At 61.9% G+C, this 26651-nt stretch carries 19 protein-coding genes; 12 read left to right on the forward strand and 7 right to left on the reverse strand.

Features of this window, described 5'->3' with window-relative positions; genetic code table 11:
• Positions 1-139: 139 nt before the first annotated feature.
• The gene (locus HB676_RS09030) at positions 140-1021 is read left to right on the forward strand and encodes a peroxiredoxin (RefSeq protein WP_213737406.1); all 882 of its coding nucleotides are present in this window, start codon (positions 140-142) and stop codon (positions 1019-1021) included.
• Positions 1022-1134: 113 nt separating this feature from the next.
• The gene (locus HB676_RS09035) at positions 1135-2505 is read left to right on the forward strand and encodes a M23 family metallopeptidase (RefSeq protein ID WP_213737407.1); all 1371 of its coding nucleotides are present in this window, start codon (positions 1135-1137) and stop codon (positions 2503-2505) included.
• An 11-nt stretch (positions 2506-2516) separates the two neighbouring features.
• Here HB676_RS09035 and HB676_RS09040 read toward each other — a convergent pair whose 3' ends face one another.
• The 4 genes from HB676_RS09040 to HB676_RS09055 form a co-directional block, all read right to left on the reverse strand.
• Entirely contained in the window at positions 2517-3401 is an 885-nt protein-coding gene (locus HB676_RS09040; RefSeq protein WP_213737408.1) for an NAD(P)-binding domain-containing protein, read from the reverse strand.
• A 16-nt stretch (positions 3402-3417) separates the two neighbouring features.
• Positions 3418-4549, reverse strand: a protein-coding gene (prfB, locus tag HB676_RS09045; protein ID WP_213737409.1) for a peptide chain release factor 2 whose coding sequence is annotated in 2 segments (ribosomal slippage) — positions 3418-4479 and positions 4481-4549 — 1131 coding nt in all. Because the reading frame shifts where the segments join, the coding sequence is not laid out codon by codon here.
• Positions 4550-4643: 94 nt separating this feature from the next.
• Positions 4644-7139 (reverse strand): penicillin-binding protein 1A, encoded by a 2496-nt coding sequence (locus HB676_RS09050; protein WP_213737410.1) that lies wholly within the window; start codon positions 7137-7139, stop codon positions 4644-4646.
• Between the two features lie 216 nt (positions 7140-7355).
• Positions 7356-8675, reverse strand: coding sequence for an N-acetylmuramoyl-L-alanine amidase (locus HB676_RS09055; protein ID WP_213737411.1), 1320 nt, complete (start codon positions 8673-8675; stop codon positions 7356-7358).
• A gap of 699 nt (positions 8676-9374) precedes the next feature.
• Here HB676_RS09055 and HB676_RS09060 point away from each other — a divergent pair.
• Positions 9375-12521: a ribonuclease E/G gene (locus tag HB676_RS09060; RefSeq protein WP_213737412.1), complete on the forward strand. Its 3147-nt coding sequence runs from the start codon at positions 9375-9377 to the stop codon at positions 12519-12521.
• Between the two features lie 95 nt (positions 12522-12616).
• Here the strand turns inward: HB676_RS09060 and HB676_RS09065 are convergent, their stop codons facing one another.
• From HB676_RS09065 to HB676_RS09075, 3 genes are all read right to left on the reverse strand, one after another.
• Positions 12617-14605 (reverse strand): SPFH domain-containing protein, encoded by a 1989-nt coding sequence (locus HB676_RS09065; RefSeq protein WP_213737413.1) that lies wholly within the window; start codon positions 14603-14605, stop codon positions 12617-12619.
• A gap of 176 nt (positions 14606-14781) precedes the next feature.
• The gene (gene dctA, locus HB676_RS09070; RefSeq protein WP_213737414.1) at positions 14782-16107 is read right to left on the reverse strand and encodes a C4-dicarboxylate transporter DctA; all 1326 of its coding nucleotides are present in this window, start codon (positions 16105-16107) and stop codon (positions 14782-14784) included.
• A gap of 148 nt (positions 16108-16255) precedes the next feature.
• Entirely contained in the window at positions 16256-17443 is a 1188-nt protein-coding gene (locus HB676_RS09075) for an aminotransferase class I/II-fold pyridoxal phosphate-dependent enzyme (RefSeq protein WP_213737415.1), read from the reverse strand.
• A 102-nt stretch (positions 17444-17545) separates the two neighbouring features.
• Between HB676_RS09075 and HB676_RS09080 the strand changes: the two genes are divergently transcribed.
• From HB676_RS09080 to HB676_RS09120, 9 genes are all read left to right on the forward strand, one after another.
• Complete coding sequence (locus HB676_RS09080) at positions 17546-18943, forward strand: M48 family metalloprotease (RefSeq protein WP_213737416.1); 1398 nt, start codon at positions 17546-17548, stop codon at positions 18941-18943.
• A 133-nt stretch (positions 18944-19076) separates the two neighbouring features.
• On the forward strand, positions 19077-19853 hold the full coding sequence (locus HB676_RS09085) for a DsbA family protein (protein ID WP_213737417.1): 777 nt from the start codon (positions 19077-19079) through the stop codon (positions 19851-19853).
• Positions 19854-20086: 233 nt separating this feature from the next.
• The gene (locus HB676_RS09090; protein ID WP_213737418.1) at positions 20087-20791 is read left to right on the forward strand and encodes a DUF1236 domain-containing protein; all 705 of its coding nucleotides are present in this window, start codon (positions 20087-20089) and stop codon (positions 20789-20791) included.
• Positions 20792-21045: 254 nt separating this feature from the next.
• A complete protein-coding gene (gene aroQ / locus HB676_RS09095; RefSeq protein WP_213737419.1) occupies positions 21046-21543 on the forward strand; it encodes a type II 3-dehydroquinate dehydratase in 498 nt (165 codons plus the stop codon).
• Positions 21544-21582: 39 nt separating this feature from the next.
• Positions 21583-22065, forward strand: a complete 483-nt coding sequence (accB, locus tag HB676_RS09100; protein WP_213737420.1) for an acetyl-CoA carboxylase biotin carboxyl carrier protein — start codon at positions 21583-21585, stop codon at positions 22063-22065.
• Positions 22066-22121: 56 nt separating this feature from the next.
• Positions 22122-23471, forward strand: a complete 1350-nt coding sequence (accC, locus tag HB676_RS09105; protein ID WP_213737421.1) for an acetyl-CoA carboxylase biotin carboxylase subunit — start codon at positions 22122-22124, stop codon at positions 23469-23471.
• A gap of 132 nt (positions 23472-23603) precedes the next feature.
• Complete coding sequence (locus HB676_RS09110; RefSeq protein WP_213737422.1) at positions 23604-25115, forward strand: CHASE3 domain-containing protein; 1512 nt, start codon at positions 23604-23606, stop codon at positions 25113-25115.
• Positions 25112-25552, forward strand: a complete 441-nt coding sequence (locus tag HB676_RS09115) for a response regulator (RefSeq protein ID WP_213737423.1) — start codon at positions 25112-25114, stop codon at positions 25550-25552. The genes HB676_RS09110 and HB676_RS09115 overlap by 4 nt, the downstream gene beginning before the upstream one ends.
• The gene (locus tag HB676_RS09120; RefSeq protein ID WP_213737424.1) at positions 25549-26643 is read left to right on the forward strand and encodes a response regulator; all 1095 of its coding nucleotides are present in this window, start codon (positions 25549-25551) and stop codon (positions 26641-26643) included. Before HB676_RS09115 ends, HB676_RS09120 begins: the two co-directional genes overlap by 4 nt.
• The last annotated feature ends 8 nt before the right edge of the window (positions 26644-26651 follow it).

Here is a 26651-nt window from a genome sequence, read left to right on the forward strand (position 1 = left end):
TTAACGAGCGGATGGGTGATGCGTCGAATTCCTTGTAAGTAGACTGCGAGGCTATCAGACTCGCCCGGCAGTCTGCTCGATTCCAGCTTGCCTCAATACCCTAATGATTGATCCGCGGAAAGCGACGAAAGGAAGGCGTATGTCCAAGAAAACGCGCAAGAAATCCTCCAAACCCTCCACCGGCAAGGCGATCCGCGCCCAATCGGCGACCTCGGCGAAAAAGGCACCTTTGAAAACCCGCAAGGCAAGTGCGACAAAGTCGAGCACGAACATAAAAAGCAGACAAACCGGCAAAGCGACTGCAAAAGCATCGCATAAGGCCCCGTCAAAAAAGTTAAAATCACCGGGCCCCGCCAAATCAGCGCCCCGGGCTACCTCCACACCGAAGACGCCCGCCGCAAAGCCCCCAATGGCCAAGCCTGCTGTGACCAAAACCGCTGTGACCAAGCCCGCTGCCGAAAAGCCTTCCGTTGCAACTCTGCCGTTGAAAAAGCCATCAGACGAAACGGCCGCTCCTCGGCCGGCCCCTCCCGCCGCCGCATCCGGTCCCTCATCCGGTCCTTTGGCTGAGGGGTCGAAGGCCCCGGCTTTCAGCCTGCCTCGTGATGGCGGCAGCACCGTCTCCCTTGGGGACTATGCCGGCAAGAAACTGGTGCTGTTTTTCTATCCGCGCGCGGACACGCCGGGCTGCACCAAGGAGGCCATCGACTTCACGCGACTGGCTGGCGCCTTCGCCGAGGCGCAGACGGCCGTGCTCGGCGTTTCGGCAGATCCTTTAAAGGCCCAGGAAGCCTTTCGAAACAAACACGAGCTTGCCACCCCTCTTGTCTCTGATGAGCAACATGAGATGTTGGAGGCCTACGGTGCCTGGGGCGAAAAATCCATGTATGGCAGGACCTTCCTGGGCGTTCTTCGCACAACAGTTCTGATCGGAAAAGACGGCCGCATCATCCGGATCTGGCGCCATGTGAAGGTCGATGGCCATGCCGATGAGGTGCTTGCAGCGGCCCAGGCCGGTTAGTTCCCGGTGTGCTTTGGAGGGATCTATTTGCTAAAAATTAACCATGACGAGGTCAAATCACTCTCGTAAATTTAGCCGTACGGAACTCCTCTCCGACCGGCGCGGGAGTGCCGATGTCGTACCGTTCCGGTCATCATAGCGAGTATCCTCAGCACCATCCGCATGACCACGGCAGGCCATTGGCCCGCCGTCCGGTCGCTACCAGCCACGCGGCCGTGGCTACCGCCCAGCAGGCGCAGGATGGCTACACCCTGGTCCACGCCGGCAAACAGGTCCGGTTTGGACCGGTGGTGTTCTGGATCGTGATCGGCACGGTAACGGCGCTCGGCATGTGGTCGGCCGCGACTGCAACTTATTTTGCGTTCCGTGACGACGTTCTGACCCGGTTGATCGCGCGCCAGGCGGAAATGCAATACGCCTACGAAGACCGCATCGCCGAACTGCGTGCCAAGGTGGACCGCACCACCAGCCGCCAGTTGCTGGATCAGGAACAATTCGACCAGAAGCTCGAACAGGTCATGCGTCGCCAGACCACACTGGAATCGCGCGCCACGGCGTTGGGCGCGCTGCCGGACGTGCAGGTCACCGGATCGATCAAGCCATCGTCGCGCGGAACGGCTGCAACGGATGCGCCTCCTTCAGGCACACCGAAACCCTCCCCGATCAGCGATACCGTGATTTTCGTCGCCCCCCCGGATCGCGAAGCGAGACTTGAGTCGCGGGCGCCGCTGAACGCCAATCCACAGCCGAATAAATTCGCCAAGATCCAGGGCGTCGATAATGTGATTGTCCGCCTGCAGACCTCGCTCGATCAGGTCGAGGGCCGCCAGCTCGCGGCGCTGAGCTCGGTGGAAGACAGCATGGAATCGCGGGTGCGCCGGATGCGCGGCGTGTTCAGCGATCTCGGCCTCGACATGACGCAACTGGAAGCCGCCACCCCGCGCGCGGGCATGGGCGGCCCCTATGTTCCCGTCAAGCTCGCTTCCGATGCCGGCCCGTTCGAGCGCCAGCTCTACCGAATCAACATCACCCGTTCCCAGGTGGAGCGCCTCAACCGGACGCTCGCGCTGGTGCCCTATCGAAAGCCCGTGATCGGCGAAGTCGAATTCACCTCCGGCTTCGGCGTGCGCAGCGATCCATTTCTCGGCCGCCCGGCGATGCACACCGGCCTCGATTTCCGCGCCGCGATGGGCGATCCCGTCCGCGCCACCGCGAATGGAAAAGTCGCATCATCGGGATGGGCGGGCGGCTATGGCCGCATGGTGGAAATCGATCATGGCAACGGTCTGTCGACCCGCTACGGCCACCTGTCGGAGATCGGTGTAAAGGTAGGTGACATCATCAAGATCGGACAGGTGATCGGCGCCGTCGGCTCAACCGGCCGGTCGACCGGGCCGCATCTGCATTACGAAACCCGGATCGATGGCGAAGCGGTTGATCCGCAAAAATTCCTGCGCGCCGGCGTGCGGCTGAGCGCGGGCTGATAGTACGCCTGTTAGGTTGCGGTGCCTTTCGGCCGCGACACGATCTCGATCATTTTGCCTTCATCGTCATCGGGCGCATAAGCCTTTGCCCGTTCATAGGCCTGCACCGCGGCGCTTCCTACCAGCGGCGTGTCGCGCAGCAGGCTCTCGGCCAGTGCGACGGCATAGGCAGCATCCTTGTGCCGCAGCGCTGACGTGAAGGTGGCACCGGAGAAATTGCGGGCGACCATGCGCCGGGAGTGGCGCAACACCTGAGGGCTCGCGGCAACGCCGGTTTCGATCGACTCCAATACCAGGTTCATGTCGAGCCCGGCCTGTTCGGCGATCGCCAATCCCTCAGCAATCCCCGCGATCTGGATCGCGCCCATCAGATTATTGATCAGCTTGTAAACCGTGCCGGTGCCGATGGCGCCGAAATGCCGGATCGTGGTGCTGAGCGGCACCAGATAGATCCGCGCGGCTTCGAGATCCGCGGGCTCCGCGCCGACCAGCAGCGTCAATTTTCCGCTGGCCGCGGCGTCCGGCAAACCCGTCACCGGACTGTCGATGTAGACGAGACCGCGTCCGCGCAGCTCGCGACCGATATCGAGTGCATGACGGTACGACACGGTGGAACATTCGATCGCCAGCGCACCGGCCTTGGCCGTCGCTGCCGCGCCATCGCTGCCGAGCCACACCGAACGCGACGCCTCGTCGTCAGCGACCATGGTCACGATCGCATCGGCGCCCTCGGCCGCATCTGCCGGCGACGCCGCCCAGCGCGCGCCCCGCGCGATCAGGTCGGCTGCCTTCGCCTGGCTGCGATTCCAGACCGCAAGCGTAAAACCCGCGTCGAGATAGCGGCCGGCCATGCCGTGGCCCATGCGCCCGAGACCGATGAAGGCGACATGAGGCACGGTCTATTCTCCTGAGTTAATCCACATCCTCAACCGCGCCGGGCGATGCGCCGAAGGCGCGTTGCGCCAGCGTCGCCGCCATGAATTCGTCGAGGTCGCCATCGAGCACCCCTGATGTATCCGAGGTTTGCACGCCGGTGCGCAGATCCTTCACCATCTGGTAGGGCTGCAGTACATACGAACGAATCTGGTGGCCCCAGCCGATATCGGTCTTGGCGGCCTGGTCGGCGGCGGCCTGCTCTTCGCGCTTCTTCAATTCGATTTCGTAGAGCCGCGCGCGCAGCATGTCCCACGCCTGCGCTTTGTTTTTGTGTTGCGAACGCCCGGCCTGACAGACCACCGCAACCCCGGTCGGAATGTGGGTGAGCCTGACGGCGGATTCGGTCTTGTTGACGTGCTGACCGCCGGCGCCGCCCGAGCGCATGGTGTCGGTGCGCACGTCGGATTCCTTGATGTCGATCTTGATGCTGTCGTCGACGACCGGGAAGATCGCGACGCTGGAGAATGATGTGTGCCGGCGCGCATTGGAATCGAACGGCGATATCCGCACCAGCCGGTGCACGCCCGCTTCGGTCTTCAGCCAGCCATAGGCGTTGTGCCCGCTGATCTGGATGGTGGCGGATTTGATGCCGGCTTCTTCGCCTTGCGTCTCTTCCAGATATTCGATCTTGAATCCGTGCTTCTCGGCCCAGCGCGTATACATGCGCAGCAGCATCGAGGCCCAGTCCTGGCTTTCGGTGCCACCGGCGCCGGCGTGAACTTCAAGATAGGAGTCGAAACGATCGGCCTCGCCGCCCAGCAACGCTTCGAGTTCGCGGCGCGCGACTTCTTTTTTCAAAGCCTTGAGCGCGGCTTCGGCCTCGGCCACCACGCCTTCATCGTTCTCGGCTTCGCCGAGTTCGATCATGCCGATATTATCTTCAAGTTCGCGCTCGACCTTCCCGATGCCACCGAGCGCGTCCTCCAGCGAGGTTCGCTCCTGCATCAGCTTCTGCGCTTTTTGCGGGTCGTTCCAGAGATTGGGGTCTTCGGAGAGCTTGTTCAGCTCTGCGAGGCGTGCCGTGGATGCATCGACGTCAAAGATGCCTCCTCAGCAGCCCGACTGACTGCTTGATCTCTTCAACGAGGCGTTCGACTTCAGCGCGCATGGGGTCTCTGATCTGCGGCGCAAGCCGCGAAGATGGAAATTGTCAGACGGGATGTAGCGGCGGGCGCCGCAAAGCGCAACCAGGGCCCGCGTCGCTAATAAAGCCCACCGGTACCCGAGCGCATGATGCTGCGGTCGGCATCCGGCGAGACCGTGAGCGAGCGGCCGTCGGCATCGGCAACTCCGATGACCGAGTAATTATCCGGCGGCGCCGTACCCGGCTTGAAGGCTTCGAGAATCGTCCGACCGCCCTCACCCGGACCAACACGCATGCCGCTCTTGGCATCGACACGGATCAGCTTGATTCCGGCCGGGACCTTGAACGGGATGGCGGGCTTGTCGGCCAGCGCGAGTTTCAGGAAGTCGCGTGCGATCGGGGCGGCCAGATGGCCACCGGTCGCGGCATTGCCCCGGCCGAGCGGACGCGGCTTGTCGAAGCCGAGATAGATGCCGACCACGATGTCAGGCGAGAAACCGATGAACCAGGCGTCCTTTGCCTCGTTGGTGGTGCCGGTCTTGCCGGCGATCGGCTTGCCGACTTCCTTCACCGCGATGGCGGTGCCGCCCTGCACCACGCCCTCCATCATCGAGGTGATCTGGTAGGCAGTCATCGTATCCAACACCTGCTCGCGGCGATCGATCAGTTGCGGCTCGGGCTGGTTCTTCCAGCCGCCGGGGGCATCGCAGCCACGGCATTCACGCGCGTCGTGCTTGAAAATGGTGTGACCGTAACGATCCTGGATGCGATCGATCAGGGTCGGCTTCACGCGGCGGCCGCCATTGGCGAACATCGAATAGGCCGTGACCATCCGCATGACCGTGGTTTCACCGGCGCCGAGCGCATAGGAGAGATAGTTCGGCAATTCGTCATAGACACCGAAGCGCCTTGCATATTCGCCGATCAGGGGCATACCGATGTCCTGCGCCAGCCGCACCGTCACCGTATTCAGCGACAACCGTAGCGCGTTGCGCAGTGTCGTCGGCCCATTATACTTGCCGGACGAGAAGTTCTCCGGACGCCAGACGCCCGTGCCCTGCCCCTGATCGATTTCGATCGGCGCGTCGACCACGACGGTCGACGGCGTATAGCCATTGTCCAGCGCGGAGGAATAGACGATCGGCTTGAACGACGAACCCGGCTGCCGATAGGCTTGGGTCGCGCGGTTGAACTGGCTCTGGTCGAACGAGAAGCCGCCGACCATCGCCAGCACGCGACCGGTCCAGGGGTCCATCACGACCATCGCGCCGGATACTTCCGGCAACTGACGCAACCGGTATTGACCTTCAACTGGATTGCCGTCCTTGAACAGCGGGTCCGCATAGATGATGTCGCCCGGCGACACCACTTGCGACAGCGACGTCGGCGTCTTGCCTTTGGCGGGCCCCGCGGTGGGTTTGGCCCATCTGACGCCCTCCAGCGTGATGATGCCGGTCTGGCGTTCCTTGCTGACCGCACCACCCAATTCGCGGGCCGGCTGAAAGCCGATCCGGGCCGATTGATCGCTGGTCTCCAGCACGACGGCCATCCGCCACGGCGCAACGTCCGACAGCGATTTGACGTCGGCGAGTTTCACGCCCCAGTCGCCGGATATATCGAGCTTGCTGCTGGCGCCGCGCCAGCCCTGCGCCTCGTCGTAATTGACCATGCCGGCGGCCATGGTCTTGCGCGCCATCACCTGAATTTTCGGGTCGAGCGTGGCGCGGACCGACAGGCCTCCTTCGTAAAGTTTCTTTTCGCCGTAGCGCTCGAAGATGTCGCGGCGAACTTCCTCGGCGAAATATTCGCCGGCGAAAATATGCGCGCCGTTGGAGCGGTTGGTGACGGCGAGCGGATCCTTGCGGGCCTTGTCGGCATCGGCCTGCTTGATCCAGCCGTTTTCCAGCAAACGATCGACCACGTAATTGCGCCGCTCGATCGCGCGGTCGCGGTTGCGCACCGGATGCAGCGCCGCCGGCGCTTTCGGCAACGCCGCGAGATAAGAGGCTTCCGCGACAGTGAGTTCGTTCACTGATTTGTCGAAATAGACCAGCGATGCCGCGGCAACACCGTAGGCGCCGAGACCGAGATAGATTTCGTTCAGATACAGTTCGAGGATTTTGTCCTTGGAATAGGCACGCTCGATCCGCATCGCCAGCAAGGCTTCCTTGATCTTGCGGGTGAACGACACTTCGTTGGTCAACAGGAAGTTCTTGGCGACCTGCTGGGTGATGGTGGAGGCGCCCTGCGGACGGCGGTTGGAGCCGAAGTTCTGGGCATAGAGAACGGCGGCGCGCGCCATGCCGGAAAAGTCGATACCGCCATGCTCGTAGAAATTCTTGTCCTCGGCCGCGAGGAAGGCGTTGATGACGAGTTTTGGAACCGCCTGGATCGGCAAATACAGCCGGCGCTCCTTGGAATATTCGCCGAGCAGTGCGCCGTCTGCCGCGTGAACACGCGTCATGACCGGCGGCTCATAATCCTGCAACTGCGAATAATCCGGCAAATCCTTGGAGAAATGCCAGATCGCGCCAGCCACGGCGGCGACGCCGACCAGAAACACAACGGTTCCGGCCGCGAACAAGAAACCCAAGAACCGCACCAGTAAGCGCATTATCGATTGTCCGTTCCAGCCCACGCGCCGCAAATGTTGGCGCTTTCCTCAGTGCGAATTCCGGCGCGGAACAATGGCCCATTCCGCTCGGCCGAATAATACATTGCCCGGGAGGTCCTTGTGATCGATTCCGACGCCCCCGCGGAAGTTTTTTTATAGTGCCGCCGCTGTGGCCAAACTAGGGCTTCCAGCATCGCGGCTCCCCTTTTCAATTGGTCAATTGGCCGCCCCGGCGGTTGCGAGACGCTTGGCAAAGAAGGCATCGATGGCCTGCGCCACCGATCCGACGGTACGGGAACGCCAGTTCTCCGACACCAGATGTTCGAGATCGTCCTTGTTCGAGACGTAGCCGAGTTCGATCAGCACCGAGGGAACGTCGGGGGCCTTGAGCACCCTGAACCCGGCGGATTTGAGCGGGTGCTTGTGCATTCGCGTAGTCGTCTTCATCTCGCCCATCAAGAGGCGGGCGAACCGGTTTGAGAACGTGCGGGTTTCGCGCTGTGCCAGATCGATCAGAATGTCGGCGACGTCGGTCGGCTCTTCGGTCAGGTTAACGCCGCCGATGGCATCGGCCTTGTTTTCGGCCTCGGCCAGCCGTTCGGCCTCGGCGTCGGAGGCACGGTCGGACAGCGTATAAATCGTGGCGCCCTGGGCATCGCCCTCGCGGCGCGGCAAGGCATCGGCATGTATTGAGACGAACAATGCGGCCGATTGCGTGCGCGCAATCTTGACCCGGTCGTCGAGCGGAATGAACGTATCGTCGGTACGGGTCATGACGATGCGATATTTGCCTGACTTTTCGATGCGATCGCGTAACGCCAAGCCAAATCCCAGTACCAGGTTCTTTTCGTATTCGTTGCCGGACGCCGTGCCATTATCGATGCCGCCATGGCCGGGATCGATAATGATCACAGGCCGCAAATCCGGCGGCGCCACGGATTTAGGGGCCGCCTCCACTTTCGCCTCTATCGCGGAAGGCACAGCCTCCTTGCCGGCAGCGATTGCCGGCCGCAATTCCGGCCGGCTGTCGGGGGCAAGCGACTGAACGAAGGTGGTGCGATCCACTTCTTCCAGTTCCAGCACCAGCCGGGGCGGCTGGCCATTGGCCGCCTCAAGCATGGTGGAGCTGGCGATTCGCGCCGGACCGCTCAGATCGAACACGATCCGCGAGCCCCCGGGCATCACCAGGCCATAGCGAAATGCCTTGATCAGTCCGCGCCCGGCGACGCCGGTGCCGGCGGGAAGCTGAAAGTTGACCTGGGGAATATCGAGGACCACGCGGTACGGATCGGCCAGCGGAAAAGCCCGAAACGGGATCGCCTTGTCGAGGTCGAGAATGAAGCGGGTCTGCTTGCCGTCGCCGGCCAGCCGGGCGTCCGAAGCGACGGGAAGGCTCGGCGCCACAGCCGGTTTTGTGGAGGGGTCATCGGTTGCGACGCCCACGGCGCCGCTCATGGCCCCCTGGGAATACAGCAATGCTGCGGCGCACAACAGCGCGCAGCTCAGCAAAACATAATGATTTGCGCGGCTCGCCAACGAATCTGTGCCTCCGAGCAGCCCTCTTACCGCAATAGAACCACAGGGTTAACTCCTGCTTAAGGCTGCCGCGGCGAATAAGGCCGAGTGTTGCCCCCCGGCGACGCTTCCCTTGCGCGGGGCGGTCAATCCACGTATGTACAAGGGGCTGACGGCTAAAACTCCCGGTTGTGTCGCGTTCAGCCTCCCGGTGCAGCGCCGGAACCTTCGAAAGTAAGAGGTTCCAGCGTCTTTCCGATCCTCTCCACAGCCAGCGCAGCGCGCGGCTGACAAGGAGGGGCGGTTTCGAGCCCGAGCGGCGTCCGGTCCCAGGTTACCATCTTGTTCCAGGGACGGCTTTAGACACGGCATAACCGATTATCGGGCCGCATGGCCCCGATATGCGATGGCCGGCGGGCGCTTTGGCGCCATGCCGGGCTTTCAGCGACCGACAAGGCGGCGCCTTTTGCCGCCAACGTGTTCAGACGGGCCGACGCTTGATGCGCCAGACTGTGTTGCCGACGATGATCCAAGGAACCGCGCCGACGCGGAGCGAAAGCTCTGCGCGTCGCGTTGCTCCGCCCGGATCCCGTTCGGCTCGGCGCCCCGGGTTGCGTTTTGGCCTTCCCCTCACCCCCGAATCAGGTGGACCGTCGCGTCACCCGGCCGCGCCATACGCGCGCACCGACATACGCGCCCGCCGCCGTCAAGAGTCCCAAAATGCCCAACAAAATGTTGATCGACGCCACCCACCCGGAAGAGACCCGGGTCGTTGTGGTCCGCGGCAATCGAGTCGAAGAGTTTGATTTCGAGACCGCCCAGCGCAAACAACTGCGCGGCAATATCTACCTCGCCAAGGTCACGCGCGTAGAACCATCGCTTCAGGCCGCCTTCATCGAGTATGGCGGCAACCGTCACGGCTTCCTCGCCTTCAGCGAAATTCATCCGGACTATTATCAAATTCCGGTCGCCGATCGTCAGGCCCTGATCGAGGCGGACGAGCGCGCCCATCGCGAAGCCGAGGAAGAAAGCGAAAACCGCTCCAGCCGTCACCGCCGTCCGCGCCACCGCAATTCGCGCCGCCGCGGCAGTGGCGAAAGGGTCCAGAGCGAGATCGTCGAGAACGCCGCCCTCGATCCGTCGCAGGCCGCTCAACCGTTCGAGCATGCCGAAGGCGTGCACACCGACGACGGCCACGCTCACGATTCCCTGGAATCCGGTCATCACCACGCCGATGCCGGGCATCACGATCATGAGCATCATCATGATGGTGAAGATTTGCACGATCATGATCATGACGACGCTCACGAGCATGACCACGCGCATGACGAGCACGATCATGCCCACCCGCACGAGACACCTGCCGTTGCGGCCTCGCCCGATATGCCGGTTTCGGTGGCGATCGAGACTGCGGCACCGGCAAGCCCGGAAATCCATGAAGAACATGCTCATGATGAACAGGGGCATGAAGACCATAGCCATGACGAGCGCTCCCACGACGAGCAGGCGCGCGAAAACGCCGCCCATGCCGACGATGCTGTTCATGCCGAACACGGCGAGCACGCCGATGAACATCACGCCGCGCCGTCTCACGACGAACATGCTGCCGCCCATGATCATGAACATCACGGCCATGAACATCATGGCGACGAGCATCATGACGATGAAGATGATGGCGACGAAGCCGAGGAAGAAGTCGTTGAATCCGTCGGCGGCGACGACGTCATGGAAGAAGTACCCGAGCGCGCCTTCCGTCCGCGCCGTCAGTACAAGATTCAGGAAGTCATCAAGCGCCGCCAGGTGATGCTGGTACAGGTGGTCAAGGAAGAACGCGGCAACAAGGGCGCGGCGCTGACGACCTATCTGTCGCTGGCCGGCCGTTACGCCGTGTTGATGCCGAACACCGCGCGCGGTGGCGGCATCAGCCGCAAGATCACCTCCGCGCAGGATCGCTCGAGGCTGAAGGAAGTGGTGCAGGATCTCGACGTGCCCGAGGGCATGGGGATCATCCTGCGCACCGCCGGCGCCTCGCGCACCAAGCCCGAGATCAAGCGCGACTTCGAATACCTGATCCGCATGTGGGAAACCGTGCGCGACATGACGCTGAAATCGCAGGCGCCGACCCTCGTCTACGAAGAAGGCTCGCTGATCAAGCGGTCGCTGCGCGATCTCTACAACAAGGAAATCGACGAAATCCAGGTCGCCGGCGAAGCCGGTTATCAGGAAGCCCGCGACTTCATGAAGATGCTGATGCCCTCCAACGTGCGCGCTGTGAGGCAGTATCGCGACGGCCAGCCGCTGTTCTCGCGGATGGGGGTCGAGAGCCAGCTCGACGCGATGTTCTCGCCGACCGTGCAATTGCGCTCCGGCGGCTACATCGTGATCAACCAGACCGAAGCGCTGGTTTCGATCGACGTCAATTCCGGACGCTCGACCCGAGAGCATCACATCGAGGATACCGCGCTCAAGACCAATCTCGAAGCCGCCGAGGAAGTCGCACGCCAACTGCGCCTGCGTGACCTCGCCGGGCTGATCGTGATCGATTTCATCGACATGGACGAGAAGCGCAACAACCGCTCGGTCGAACGCAAGCTCAGCGATTGCCTGCGGCAGGACCGCGCGCGAATCCAGGTCGGGCGCATCTCGCATTTCGGCCTGCTCGAAATGTCGCGCCAGCGCATCCGCGCCAGCGTGCTGGAGAGCTCGACGGAGCCCTGCCCGCAATGCGGCGGCAGCGGGCATGTCCGCTCGGTGTCGTCGGTAGCGTTGCAACTGCTGCGCGGCCTTGAAGAGATCTTGATGAAGGGCGCGACCCACAATCTCGTGGTGCGCACCCGGACCGATGTCGCGCTCTACGTCCTCAATCACAAGCGTGGCCATCTGCGCGATCTCGAAAGCAGCTTCAAGGTCACGCTGAGCGTGATCGCCGATCCGACCGTGAGCGGCCAGCAGTCGTTCATCATCGATCGCGGCGAACAGGTTCATACGCTGGAAGCCGCCAAGGCGTTGCTGGCAGCGCAGGTCGCGGCCTTCCCGCCGCAGACCGAGGAATTGTTCGATGAGGACGATCCGTTTGACGTGGAATCCGAAGCGGAAATTGAAACCGACGAGACCGAAGGTCTCGCCGGCGACCAACCTGTCAGCGAAGCCAGGGACGGCGAACCCGATGCGGATGGCCACAAGCGCAAGCGGCGCCGTCGCCGCCGCGGCCGTTCCGGCGAGGCCCGCGAAGGCGGTCCCGCGCGGGAAGATAACGGCGCGGCGCACAGCATCGCGCCTGACGCGGTCGCAGATACCGGAGCCGATGAAGGCGAATCCGACGAGGACGAATCCGAGGAACAGCCCGGCGTCGCGCGCACCGATCAGGCCGCAGGCGGCGAGCGGCGGCCCCGCCGTCGTGGACGTCGCGGCGGACGCCGCCGGCGTGGCGGGCCGGAAGATGGTCTCGCCGGATCGATTGCGGACGAGCTCGGACCGACGCCCGCTTCGGAAGCCATCAGCGCGGTTGCCGATTTCGATGGTTATTCCCCACCTGCGGAGCCGGCCCTGCCGGTGGTGCAACCTGAATCGATCGCTCCCCGGTCTGAACCGCAGCCCACCGCGGATCATGCTCCCCAGGAAACCAGCGCTGCTGTCCACGAGGAAGCCACTCAGGAGGCCGAGCGTGCTGCCGCGCGACGGCGTTCGACGGTGCGGGAAAAGGTCAGCTTCATGACCAGTGCCCAGCCCGAAGCTCCGGCACCCGTGACACAGAGCGCGCCCGAACCGGCGGCAAGTCCGGCTCCGGCCGAACCCGACGCTCAGCCCGCTGAAACCCAGCCCCGCCGCGCGGGATGGTGGTCGCGACGTTTTGGTAACGGCGAATAAGCCCATCTAAATCCACGAAATAAAAAACCGCATCCACGAAATAAAAAACCGCCCGGCAAAACCGGGCGGTTTTTGTTTGGCTTGAGATGCTTGCGCTACGCGCCGTTGGTACGAGCCGCCGGCTTCGGCGCCTCTTCCTTCAGCTTCTCCAGCGCATCGGGCATCATGCGTCCGAACATCGAACTCAGCATCGCCGTCGGAATGAGACCGCCGCTGTTTTCCTGGCCTTGCGCACCGGACATCAGGAATTGCGGAACCAGCGGCTGGTTGATCTTGGTCAACGCATCGGCGAAGCGGGAGAAGTTCTGTTCGGCCAGGCGATATTCGGGGCCACCATACGCGTCGACCGAAAGCTTGGTCGCCTGCGCATTCGCCGCACCGATCGCCAGCGCCCGGTCGGCCTCGCCTTTACCTTCAAGCCGCGACCGCTCGCCCGCCGCAGCCGCCGTCACCTTGACGGTTTCGGCATCCTTCTGCGCCCGTGCCAATGCCGCGGCGCCCTCGTTTTCGTGCACCTTGACCTGGATCAGCGACTGGGTGAGCGCGACCTGCGCCGCCGCGGTGGCCTTGGCTTCGTTCAAGGTCCGCTCCTGCACGGCCGCCTTCTCCTGCTCCTGATAGGTCGTCACCTGCTCGCGCGCGACCTGGCGCGAACGCAACTGGAACAGGATGTCCTCGATGGTCCGATCGCCCGCGGCGGCGCGCGGCGTTCCGATCAGCACTTCCTGCAATTCGAGCGAATAGGCCTCGAAACGTGCTTTCATCTCGTTGCCGGACTCTTCCTGAATCGCGGCCCGGTTCTGCAGCAATTCGATCAGCGTCATCTTCTGCGCAATATTCTTGAAGAAGGCGCTGACCATCGGGTCGAGTGTCTGTTCGACCAGTTTCTTCACATCGCCAAAGCGCTGAATGATCATCGGCGCTTTTTTATAGTCGATATGCATCACGACGGAGAGCGGCAGCGTGGGCTCGAACGCATCCTTGGTGATCAGCGAGATCTCCGAAAGATTCTCGTCGAGTTTCAGCGCGCCGACTTCACCACGCACCCATTTGAGGATGAAGTTGACGGTCGGAATGATCTCGATCTTGCCGGCGTAGGTGTTGAAGGCGTATTTGCCCGGCAACATCGGATCCCGCCAGACGCCACGACTGCCGTTCATCACGAGTTCGCCATGGCGATATTGCTCGCCGGAAACGTCTGCGGTCCTCGGTCCGGTATAGAAGATAACCACGCCGACATTGCCGACCGGGATCACAGTCTTTGGAACCGCCTCGACCGTCGCGAACAAGCGGTTGATGTACCAGGTGCCTTCGACCACGACCTGCAACTGGCGGCCGCGAAAGCCGCCCGCCTCCAGGAATCGCTCCGGCTCCTGAAAATTGTTGTGAAACGTTGCGGCGTTACGCAGGTCGGTTCCAACCTCCGGCGCAATGATTTCACCCGGCGGCAGCGAGGGGCCGTCATGAACCGTGACGATGCCGACCAGATCCTGACCGACCGCCAGCACGACTGGGACGAAACCGTCGCGATCCGCGATCGTCTGCTTCATGTTGTCGAGAACGCCCTGCTCCAGTTGGCTGAGGGCGTGGCCGTAAACGCGTTCATCGGTGATGATTGCAAATTGCGTGGTGTTGATCGCATAGGTTCCTTCGCGCAGAATCTTGCGCTGCGGACCCTTCTGGCCGCCGCCGACCAGAAACCGGCGCACATCCTGAAAGTCGGATTTGTCCTCGGTGTCGTTGGCGGCGAGCACCTGGGAAGCCCCGAGTGAAGCGCCGTCGCGCGCGAACACATAGGCGATCTTGCCCTGCCCGACCGTGACGAGGTCGGAAGTGTGGATTCGATAGGTGAACGGAAAAAACAGGTGGATACCACCGCGCAGGATCTCGGGCTCGAAACCAGCCTCGCCATGCAGTGCGATGAAGCCGGATTTGATCGATCCCCTTGGCGCCCACATTTTCTCGACGATCCCGACCTGATTGTTCGAGATGTAGCGAAAGATATTGGACACGCGCAGCAAAACAAGAATCACGACGACAGCCCCGGCCCAGATGCCGGGGATAACGAGATTATTGATGTCCACGATAGGCCTCCTGAGTGCCCGCACCGGGCGACCGCCTCGGCGGGGTGCGACATCTAGTTAGTCGCGGGCACGCCACCAGAGGTTCGCTCCGGCGTGCACCTTCGACTTTAGGATATCGCGCCCGCCGCTTAGGCTTAAGGAGGGTTTAACCGAGTTTTATGACACAACCGCTGCTTCTATCCCGTCGTAACAGCCGTCTCCAGATCCGACGTATCGACGGTCTTGTTGAGGTTGGCGTGCAGCAACTCGTGATCGAGTTCGCCTTCCCACCACGACACGAACACCGTGGCGATGCCGTTGCCGGTGATGTTGGTCAGTGCGCGAACCTCGCTCATGAACTTGTCCACCGAGAACACGATCGCCATGCCCGGCACCAGCGCCGGATTGACGACCGAGAGCGTCGCCGCCAGCGTGATGAAGCCCGCGCCGGTAACACCGCTGGCGCCCTTTGAGGTCAGCATCGCGACCACCAGGATGGTCAGTTGCTGGCTGAAGCTGAGATCGACGCCAAGCGCCTGCGCGATGAACAGCGTCGCCAGCGTCATGTAGATATTGGTGCCATCGAGGTTGAACGAATAACCGGTGGGCACCACGAGGCCGACCACCGATTTCGAACAGCCGAGCCGCTCGAGCTTCTCCATCAATTGCGGAAGCGCGCTCTCGGATGAACTGGTGCCGAGCACGACCAGCAGTTCATCCTTGATATAGGAGATGAACTTGAAAATGTTAAACCCGATCACGCGCGCAATCAGGCCCAGCACGACGACAACGAAAAGTCCCGCCGTTGCATAGAACAAGGCGATCAATCCAAGCAGATTGCCGAGCGCGGCCGGCCCGAATTTCCCGATCGTGTAGGCCATCGCGCCAAAGGCGCCGACCGGCGCCGCCTTCATGACGATGCCGATCACGCCGAACACCGCATGCGAGGTGTCGTCGATAATATCGCGCAGCCGGTGGCCGCGTTCGCCGAGCGCCATCAGCGCAAAGCCGAACAGGATGGCGAACAGCAGCACCTGAAGGATATCGCCTCGCGCCAGCGCGCCCACCACGCTGTCAGGAATGATGTTGAGAACGAAATCGACCGATTTCTGCGCTTCCGCCTGCTTGACGTAAGTGGCGACCGCCGCCGCGTCGGGCTTCGCGGCCAGTCCGTGGCCGACCTGGATGAGATTGCCCATCAACAGGCCGAGGATCAACGCAAAGGACGAGACAATTTCAAAATAAACCAGCGCCTTGACGCCGACGCGGCCGACCTTGCGGGCGTCCTGAATATGCGCAATGCCTGACACGACCGTGCAAAAGATGATCGGCGCGATCACCATCTTGATCAGCTTGATGAAGCCGTCGCCGAGCGCCTTGATCCAGTCATTGGTCGCGAAGTTCGGCCACAGCCAGCCGACCAGAACGCCGATCACAATCGCAATCAACACCTGAAGATAAAGGATTTTGTACCAGGGTTTGGCGGCGCGAGCCGGCGCCTCGGTTGCGATCGTTGCCGCCATCAGTCTCACTCCCCCTCAACGTCGTGTCACCCTGCCCGTCGCCCCCGGCGCGGACCGCCTTGTTATCCAATACAGCCAAAAGCAATTAGATCAGCGGAGTCAATGGCGCCGGCTCATTTTCCGGTGATCGCACCCGCGACAGATCGCGTCATCCAAGCCATTGCGCGATGCGCGTCACGGCTTCGTGCATTTCCTCAGCCGAGCGCGCGTAGGAGAACCGGATGAACTGGTGGCCGTGGATGGGATCGAAGTCGATGCCGGGGGTCGCCGCGACGCGTGCGCGTTCCAGCATCTCACCGGCGAATTTGAAACTGTCGGAGGTGAATTTCGAAACATCGGCGTAAAGGTAAAACGCGCCGTCGGCGGGCAGGAATTTGGTGAGACCAGCGCGCGGCAAGCCTTCGATCAGAATGCGGCGGTTCTCCAGATAACCGCGCTTGATCGCTTCCATCTCCTCGCGGCCCTCGAACGCCGCCTCGGCGGCAATCTGCGACAGCGTCGGGACCGAAATGGAGAGGTTTTGCTGCAGCCGCTCGATCGGACGCACCAAGTGCTCCGGCACCACCATCCAGCCGACCCGCCAGCCGGTCATGCAGAAATATTTCGAGAACGAATTGATCACAAGCGCGTGGGGCGACAACTCCGCCGCCGTGACTGCCGGGAATGCGTAGTCGAGGCCGTGATAGATTTCGTCCGAAATGAACCGAATGCCGGCACTTTCTGCCGCCGAAATCAGGCTGGTCAATGCCTCACGGGACATCATCGTGCCAGTGGGATTGGCGGGGCTTCCGACCAGCACCCCCTTCAGCGGCGTCTTGCGATGGGCCGCGAGCAAGGCTTCGCCGGTCAGGGCATGCCGGGTGTCGCTGGAGGTCTCGATCAGCACCGGCTCGCAGCCCAGTGCTGTGAGAATATGGCGATAGGGCGGATAGCCGGGCACGGTGACCGCCACCCGGTCGCCGGGCTCGAACATGGCCAGAAAGCCCAGGATGAATGCCCCGGATGAGCCCGTGGTCACGACGATCCGTTCGGCATCCACATCGCAGTCATAGGCCTCGCGGTAGTGGCGGGCGATACGCCGGCGCAGCGTTGGGGTTCCCAATGCCGACGTATAGTCGATCCGGCTGCTGTCGAGCGCAGCATGCGCGGCCATGATCGCCGCTTTGGGCGCCGAGGCCGCCGGCTGTCCCACTTCCATGTGGATGACATGGCCGCCGGCCGCTTCAATGCGTGCGGCAGCCGCCATCACATCCATCACCATGAACGGCGGAACATCGCTTCGCCCCGATGCCCCCAACAGGCCTTTTGCACGGTCTCTCAGTGTCGCTTCAGGCATCGATATCTGCTATTTGAGCTGGTGCCCCAGACTAGCCGCATTCCGCGGTTTGGTAGGGCATATCGCGTATCCGCCCTGCCGCCAATCATTAAAGACCGCTCGATGACGTTTCGCCCAGCGCTGCGCCAGAAACCATCCAAGTTTGCCACCGTCACTACCGCGATCGCGCTAGCTTTGGCGCCGTTTTCGGCGTTTGCACAAGAGAAAGAAAAAGGTCCGGCGCTGCTGCGCGATACTGAGACCGAGCAATTGCTGCGCGACTATACGCGTCCGGTCCTGCGCGTCGCGGGCCTCGAGAAGCAGAATATCCAGGTGACGATCATCAATGATCCCGCCTTTAACGCCTTCGTCGCCGACGGCCACCGCATTTTCGTGAATCACGGCGCGTTGATGCAATCGGAAACGCCCAATCAGATCATCGGAGTGCTGGCGCATGAGACCGGGCATCTCGCCGGCGGTCATCTCGCCAAATTGCACGAACAGGTCGCAGCCGCGCAAACACAGATGGTTATCGCGATGCTGCTGGGCGCCGGTGCGCTCGCGGCGGGTGCCAAAGGCAACGGCAATACCGGTCTGGCCAATGCCGGCGCCGCCACGCTCTCCGCGCCGCAGGAAGTGATCCGCCGCAGCCTGCTCTCCTATGTGCGCGGACAAGAAGAAAACGCCGACCGCGCCGGCGTGAAATTTCTGACCGCGACCGGTCAATCCGCCAAGGGCATGTACGAGACCTTCAAGCGATTCACCAACGACAGCCTGTTCGCCGCCCATGGCTCCGACCCATACGTGCAGTCGCATCCAATGCCTGCCGAACGCGTCGCGGCGCTCGAGGAAATCGCGCATTCCAGCCCCTATTGGGACAAGAAGGACGATACGGCCCTGCAACTGCGCCACGACATGATGCGCGCCAAGATCTCGGGCTTCATGGAACGGCAGGACACGGTCTATCGGCGCTATCCGCTGTCGAACACCACCCTGCCCTCACGGTATGCGCACGCGATCTCCACCTATCTGCACGGCGATCTGCAGAACGCCCTCACCCAGATCGACGGACTGATCCAGGTGCAGCCCAATAACCCGTATTTTTATGAATTGCGCGGCCAGGCGCTGCTCGAAGGCGGCAAGCCCGCGGAGGCGATTGCGCCCCTGCGCAAGGCCGTGCAGCTCTCGAATAACGCGCCGCTCATCGAGATGTTACTTGGGCAAGCACTGGTGGCGTCCGATAATAGGGCCTACGCTGACGAAGCGATCGGGATTCTGCGGGCCGCCGTGGCGCGCGAGAGCGAAGCGCCGCTGGGCTTTTCGCAGCTCGCGATGGCCTACGGCCGAAAGGGGGATCTGGCGGAGGCCGATCTGGCATCGGCACAGGCGGCCTATCTGCGCGGCGACAACAAGACCGCGCGCGATCTTGCTTCCCGCGCGAAAACCCGTTTCGCCGTCGGCACCCCCGGATGGGTCAAGGCCGACGACATCATCTCCTCGAAGCCACCCAAGAATAATTGAACCCGAGAATAACCGAACCAGATATACGCAACGAGAAATAAACTGGCCTGACCTACAAGGTTTTCGAAAACCGGTTTTCACAAGAACTTGCCCTCACGAACATGCCTGAGGACTAACTCAAGAGGATTTGCCGATGCCTCCGTTCCGCCTGCTCGCTTCCGCTCTGCCCGCATTGTTCGCGCTCGCTCTGTGCGTCACACCTCCGGCGGCATCGGCGGAAACCTTCTCCGACGGCCAGCGCGGCGAGATCGAGAGCATCATCAAGAATTATCTGGTCAGCCATCCCGAGGTGCTGGAAGAGGCGATGGCCGAACTCAACAAGCGCCAGGCCGCCGCGGAAACCGAGAAGCACGAAGCCAGCGTCGCCACGAACGCGGATACGATCTTCAATTCGCCGCGCGGTGTCACGCTCGGCAACAAGGACGGCGACGTCACCTTCGTCGAGTTCTTCGATTACAATTGCGGCTACTGCAAGCGCGCGATGGCCGACATGCTCGATCTGATGAAAACGGACCCGAAGCTGAAAGTGGTGCTGAAGGAATTCCCGGTGCTGAGCGAAGGTTCGATCGAAGCCGCCAAGGTTGCGGTTGCCGTGCGCATGCAGGATCCCGGCGGCAAGAAGTATCTTGATTTCCACCAGAAGCTGCTCGGCGGCCGTGGCCCTGCGGACAAGGCGCGTGCGATGGCGGCGGCCAAAGACGCCGGCCTCGATACCGCGAAGATCGAAAAGGATCTGGCAGGTCCGGAAGTGCGCGCCACCATCGAAGAAAACTTCAAGCTCGCCGAAGCCATGGGCATGAACGGCACGCCGAGCTATGTGATCGGCAAGCAGGTCGTGATCGGCGCGATCGGTCTTGACGGCCTCAAGGAGAAGATCAGCGCCGCCCGCTGCGGCAAGGCGACGTGCTGAGTTTCACCTTCTGGGATAAAAGATAGAAGATTCGAAACGATTGAAGATTTCGATTCGACGGAAAAAGGGCCGGCTGCTTTGCCGGCCCTTTTGTTTTGGCGAATAGCATCACGCGTGGTGGTTCATCGCGCATTCATAAAACAAACCCGATGGAACCGCCGAAGCCCGGGAACATCGCGCATCTCCTGTCGTTGGTCGGGCGGGCAAACGCAAACTCGTGAGGAGATATTTTGATGTTGAATCGTTTGATGATCACGGCGGCCACCGCAGCGCTGATCGCTGGAACCGGTTTCGCCAACGCACAGGGAATGAATCGCGAAGCACCGTCGGCCGGCGCAGGCATGCAGCAGAGCGCGCCTTCACCGGATCGCGGCTCGCCGGCCGCAACCCCGATGAATCGCGACAGCGCGCAGGATCAGGGCATGAAGTCGACCCAGTCCGACGAAAAGATGCAGCCCAAAGGCGGCAAGAACCAGCAGACACAGGGCGACATGAAGGCCGGGCCCAAAGGCGACAACAAGGGCGAGAAGTCCGCGCAGGACACCAATACGAACAACAACATGAAGGGCGACAAGCCGAACGCCATGAGTTCGCAAAAGGCCGAAGACCGCAACGGCAGCATGAAGGCGGATTCGAAGGGCGCGGACAGCAAGTCGCAGACCGTTGGCCAGGCCGGCGCCGGCGCCAAGCTCTCCGGCGAGCAGCGCACCAAGATCACCACCGTGATCCGGAACCAGCATGTGGCTCCGGTGACCAATGTGAACTTCTCGATCTCGGTCGGCACCCGCGTTCCCCGCGATGTCGCCTTCCACCCGCTTCCGGCGGAGATCGTGACGATTTATCCGGATTGGCGCGGATATCAATTCATCCTCGTCAACGACCAGATCGTGGTGGTCGATCCGCAGTCGTTCGAGATCATCGCGGTCATCGACGCCTGATAGCCGTTAAGCACGATCTGCGGGCGGGCCGACGGGCCCGCCCCTTTTCACTCGCCAGGTCAGTTCCCCGTTCGCCGCACGCCGCGGTTAGCTGCATCCTTTAACCTTGGTTAACGAGTAGTTTCCGTAGGTTCCATGCGGGTTTTTATCAAGCGGATGAGGCATTTGAGAGTTATCCCCAAGGGCCTAAAGGCTTCCCCTAAGGCTGGTTGTTACCTATAACCCCGCCACCTACACCCATTGCCGGGATTTGGATGGCCAACACGCCTGCCGACAAGACAGCCGCCGGAACGATTTACGTTCTCAACGGACCCAACCTTAATCTGTTGGGAACCCGCGAGCCGGAAACCTATGGTCACGCCACGCTCGCTGACGTCGAGAAACTGTGCGCCGAGACGGCGGCGCAATTCGGCTTCAAGGCCGATTGCCGGCAGTCCAACCGCGAAGGCGAGTTGATCGACATCATCCATGAGGCGCATGCCAAAAAAGCCGTCGGGATCATCATCAATGCCGGGGGCTATTCGCACACCTCGATCGCCCTGCATGACGCCTTGGTGGCGGTGAAAATTCCGACAGTCGAAGTACACGTCAGCAACATCCACGCGCGCGAGAGTTTCCGCCATCACTCCTTCACCGCCCAGGCCGCCTTCGCCACGCTGGCCGGTTTCGGCATCGACGGTTACAGGCTCGCGATTACGGGTCTTGCCGCCAAGATTCTTGCCAACAAGCTTGGCGTCAAGGCAAAAGCCTGACGTATCCGCCCATCACGCAGAAAGTTCCGGATCAAGATCATGGCGCGCCAGCCTGACGATAAAACAGCCGCAAAATTCACCAGCAGCGACAGTGCGCTTATTCGCGAACTCGCCCTTCTGCTGGATGAGACCAGCCTGACCGAAATCGAGATCGAGCGCGCCGGCTTGCGGCTGCGGGTTGCCCGCAATGTCAGCATTGCCGCCTCGATGCCGGCGAATTTCCAGCCCGCCGCCGCCTCCGCGCCGGCCGCCGCAGCACCCGCCGTTGTGGCCGATGTCGCCAAGCATCCGGGTGCGGTGCCCTCACCGATGGTCGGCACGGCCTATCTGGCCTCCGAGCCCGGCGCCAAGCCCTTCATCGAAGTCGGCAGCAAGGTGGCGGTCGGACAGACGCTTTTGATCATCGAAGCGATGAAGACGATGAACCAGATCCCCTCCACGCGCGCGGGCACCGTGACGCAAATTCTCGTCGAGGACGGCCAGCCGGTCGAATTCGGCGAACCGCTGGTGATTGTTGAGTAGAGGCGAATAGCGAGTGGCGACTAGTTCATTTTTACCATTCGCCGCTTAGGGACAACATGTTCGACAAAATCCTCATAGCCAACCGCGGCGAAATCGCACTGCGCATTCTGCGCGCGTGCAAGGAACTTGGTATCGCCACGGTGGCTGTGCATTCCACCGCCGACGCCGACGCCATGCATGTGCGGCTCGCCGACGAGAGCGTGTGCATCGGGCCGCCGCCGTCCAAGGACAGCTATCTCAACGTCCCCGCACTGCTGGCTGCCTGCGAGATCACCGGCGCGGATGCGGTGCATCCCGGTTACGGATTTCTGTCGGAAAACGCCCGCTTTGCCGAAATCCTCGCCGATCACAATCTGCATTTCATCGGGCCCAAGGCTGAACACATCCGCCTGATGGGCGACAAGATCGAGGCCAAGAAGACCGCTAAGCGGCTCGGCATTCCCGTGGTGCCCGGCTCCGACGGCGGTGTCGGCCCCGAAGACGATGCGATGGCGATCGCGGAACAGATCGGCTTTCCGGTGCTGGTGAAAGCCGCTTCGGGAGGCGGCGGCCGCGGCATGAAAGTCGCGCAGACCGCCGGCGATTTGATGCTGGCGCTCTCGACCGCGGCCAATGAAGCCAAATCCGCTTTCGGCGATGCTTCGGTCTATCTCGAGAAATATCTGCAGAAGCCGCGCCACATCGAAATCCAGGTGCTCGGCGACGGCCGCGGCGGCGCTATCCATCTCGGCGAGCGCGATTGCTCGCTGCAGCGGCGCCATCAGAAGGTTTGGGAAGAAGGTCCCTCACCCGCTCTCGATGCCGCCGCGCGCGCCAGGATCGGCGCGACGGTCGCCAAGGCGATGCAGGAGATGAAATATCTCGGCGTCGGCACCGTGGAATTTCTGTACGAAGACGGCGAATTCTATTTCATCGAAATGAATACCCGCATTCAGGTCGAACATCCCGTGACCGAGATGATCACCGGTATCGACCTTGTGCTGGAGCAGATCCGCATCGCCGCCGGCGGCGACCTGCCGGTGACGCAGGATGAAGTCGTTATCAACGGCCATGCCATCGAATGCCGCGTCAACGCTGAAAACCCCGTGACCTTCCGGCCCTCGCCCGGCAAGATTCTGCAATACCATCCGCCCGGCGGCCTCGGCGTGCGGATCGATTCCGCCGTCTATCAGGGCTACGTGATCCCGCCCTATTATGACTCGCTGGTCGGCAAGCTGATCGTGCACGGCAAGACCCGCGGCGAATGCCTGATGCGGCTGCGCCGCGCGCTGGACGAAATGGTGGTCGAAGGCATCGAGACCACACTGCCGCTGTTTCGGGCGCTAGTCCGGGAACCCGACATCATCGACGGCGACTACCACATCCACTGGCTCGAACAATATCTGGCCGGCAAGCCGGCCGGTTAATGGCCGTCCCAAAAACGACGAAGGCGCCGGGACATTAATGGGAACCAATCGCCCGGACAGGCGTTTACGGCATCAGAAACCTCTCCCTCCCGGGAGACTGCTGGAATTTCGCTATCTCATGACGAGCGTGTTGTGACGCCTGAAGCCATGCGCAGGCGCGCGATTGGGCAAGTCCTGCTGCTCGCAGCGGGCCTTGTCGTGCTGACCGTCATCAGCGCCGGGTCCGTCTACCTCGTCAATCAATCGCGCGAGGATGCCAGATGGGTGCTCCACACCGTCGAAGTCGAAAACCAGATATCGCTGACGCAGTTGCAGTTGCGCCGGGCCGAAAGTGCACAAAGCAGCTATATCTCGACATTGCTGCCGGATTTTCTGACCGATTTTGAGAACGCAGCGTCCCAGCTGACACCCGACCTGATGCAATTGCGCCGGTTGACGAGCGATAACCCTGTACAAGGTCGCGTCATCGACGAGATAATTCAGCTCAGCACTCAGCGTATCGAGGAATTCCGCAAAACCATCGCGCTTGCGCGGGAAGAGCATGCGGATGACGCCGCCCGGATTGTCCGCGAAGGCACCGGCCGCGAGGCGATGAGCCACATCGACGATCTGGCCAACCAGATGCGCGCCGAAGAAGATCGCTTGTTCGCCCTGCGAACGGCGAGCGCCGACCGCAGCCAATCGCTGGCGGCTTCGATGACAGGCGTGGGTTCAGGTCTGGTGGTGCTGTTGGCGGGCATTTCCATTTTTCTGGTGCGGCGATCCACCCGCGCGCGCGACGCCGCCGAAGAGCAGTTGCGCGACAACAATCTCAATCTGGAGGCCACGGTTGACGCGCGCACCGCCGACCTTCGCGAGGCCAACGACGAGATCCAGCGTTTCGCCTATATCGTCAGCCACGATCTGCGCTCGCCACTGGTGAACATCATGGGTTTCACCAGCGAACTCGAAGAATTGCGCGGCGACATTTTCAAGCGGATCGCCACCCTCGGCCGCGCGACCGCAGGAGCCGGCGGCGAGATCGAGCCAGCCCTCGAAGGCGAAGACAAGCAGCTATCGGAGGATTTTACCGAAGCGCTGGGCTTCATCAAATCGTCGATCGCCAAGATGGATCGGCTGATCACAGCCATCCTCAATCTCACCCGGGAGGGGCGGCGCGAATTCGAACCGGTGCGGATCGAAACCCGCGAACTGATCGAAAGCATCGTCTCGACCATGGCGCACCAGGCCTCAGAGGCCCAGGCCGAAATTCGCATCGCGCCGTTGCCGGATCTCATCAGCGACCGCCTCGCGCTGGAGCAGATTTTCTCCAATTTGATCGACAATGCACTTAAATATCTCAAGCCCGGGGTTCCCGGCGATATCTCCATCCGAGGCCGGACCAAGCTGGGCTTTGCGATCTTCGAAATCGCCGACAATGGCCGCGGTATTGATCCCAAGGACCATCAGCGCATTTTCGACCTGTTCCGCCGCGCCGGCGAACAGGACAGACCTGGACAGGGCATCGGGCTGGCGCACGTTCGTGCATTAGTGAGACGACTTGGTGGAACCATGTCGGTATCGTCGGAACTTCACAGTGGCAGCACCTTCACAATAACACTACCTTTGGCTTGGACAGCCAGTAACCGGAACCGAGATACATGAGCAAACCCGTCACCATTATCATGATCGAAGACGACGAGGGACACGCCCGTCTCATCGAGCGCAACATTCGCCGTTCCGGCATCAACAACGACATCATGCCGTTCACCAACGGTACAGCCGCGGTCAACTACCTTTTCGGCAGCGATGGCACCGGGGGCGAGCACAAGGGCACGGCGCTATTAATCCTGCTGGATTTGAATCTACCCGACATGACCGGCACCGACATCCTGCGGCGGGTCAAGGAAAACAAATATCTCAAATGCGCGCCGGTTGTGGTGCTCACCACGACCGACGATTCCCAGGAAATCAAACGCTGCTACGAGCTCGGCTGCAACGTCTACATCACCAAGCCGGTAAACTACGAAAGCTTCGCCAACGCTATTCGTCAACTCGGGCTTTTCTTCTCCGTCATTCAGGTTCCGCGATCCGCCACATGAACGCTGCGACGCCGACGCTGCTTTATATCGATGACGACCAGGCGCTTGCCCGGCTGGTTGACCGCGGCCTGACGCGGCTCGGCTTCACGGTCGTGCATGCCGCAAGCGGCAAGCATGGACTGGAGCGGCTGCAGCAAGGCGGTATCGACGTCGTCGCGCTCGATCAGTACATGCCCGGTCTCGATGGCCTCGAAACCCTTGAGCGTATCCTGGCGATTCCGAATGCGCCCCCGGTGGTGTTCGTCACCGCCTCGCAGGACTCCAACGTTGCCGTCACGGCCTTGAAGGCTGGCGCCGCCGATTATCTGACAAAGGACATCCAGGGCGACTTCATCCCCCTGCTGCAGGTCGCCATCAATGGGGCGTTGCGGCAGGCCAGCATCCAGAAGGCCCGCGACGACGCCGAGGCCGAGGTCCATGCCTCGCGCGACCGCTATGCCGCGCTCGCCGCCGAACGCGAAATGTTGTTGCGCGAAGTCAACCATCGCGTTGGCAACAGTCTTCAGATCATCGCCTCACTGCTGCATTTGCAGGCCAATTCAAGCACCGACGACGACGTCAAGGCGGCGCTGACCAATGCGATGGGCCGGGTGGCCGCGGTGGCCCAAGTTCATCGCCGGCTTTACACCTCGCACGATCTCAAAAGCGTATTGCTGAACCAGTATCTCGACGCGTTGCTGGAGGATCTGCGAAGGTCCGCCGAAGGCAACCGGATGTCGCGGCTGACCTTGAAGTCCGAACCGATCGAGATCGATCCCGACCGCGCGGTCGCGATCGGCATCATCGTCAACGAGCTGGTGATGAACGCAGTGAAATATGCCTATCCCGACGGTGCAGGTCCGATTCACGTCGACCTGCGCGCGCAGGATGAGCATCTGTTGCTGTCGATTGCCGACGACGGCGTCGGCCTCAACGTCAAAACCGACCCGCGTTCCACCGGCATGGGACAGCGTATCGTCACGGCGATGGCGTCCAAGCTCGAGGCCAGCGTCGAGCGCGACCCTGGTCATGCCGGCACAAGGATCATACTGCGGTTCCGGCGCGCCAATGCCCCCGCGACGCCAAAGCCTGCGGCCGCCACCGCCAGCTAGCCGCAGCC

The sequence above is a fragment of the Bradyrhizobium sp. dw_411 genome, from assembly GCF_018449695.1.
Classification (GTDB): domain Bacteria; phylum Pseudomonadota; class Alphaproteobacteria; order Rhizobiales; family Xanthobacteraceae; genus Bradyrhizobium.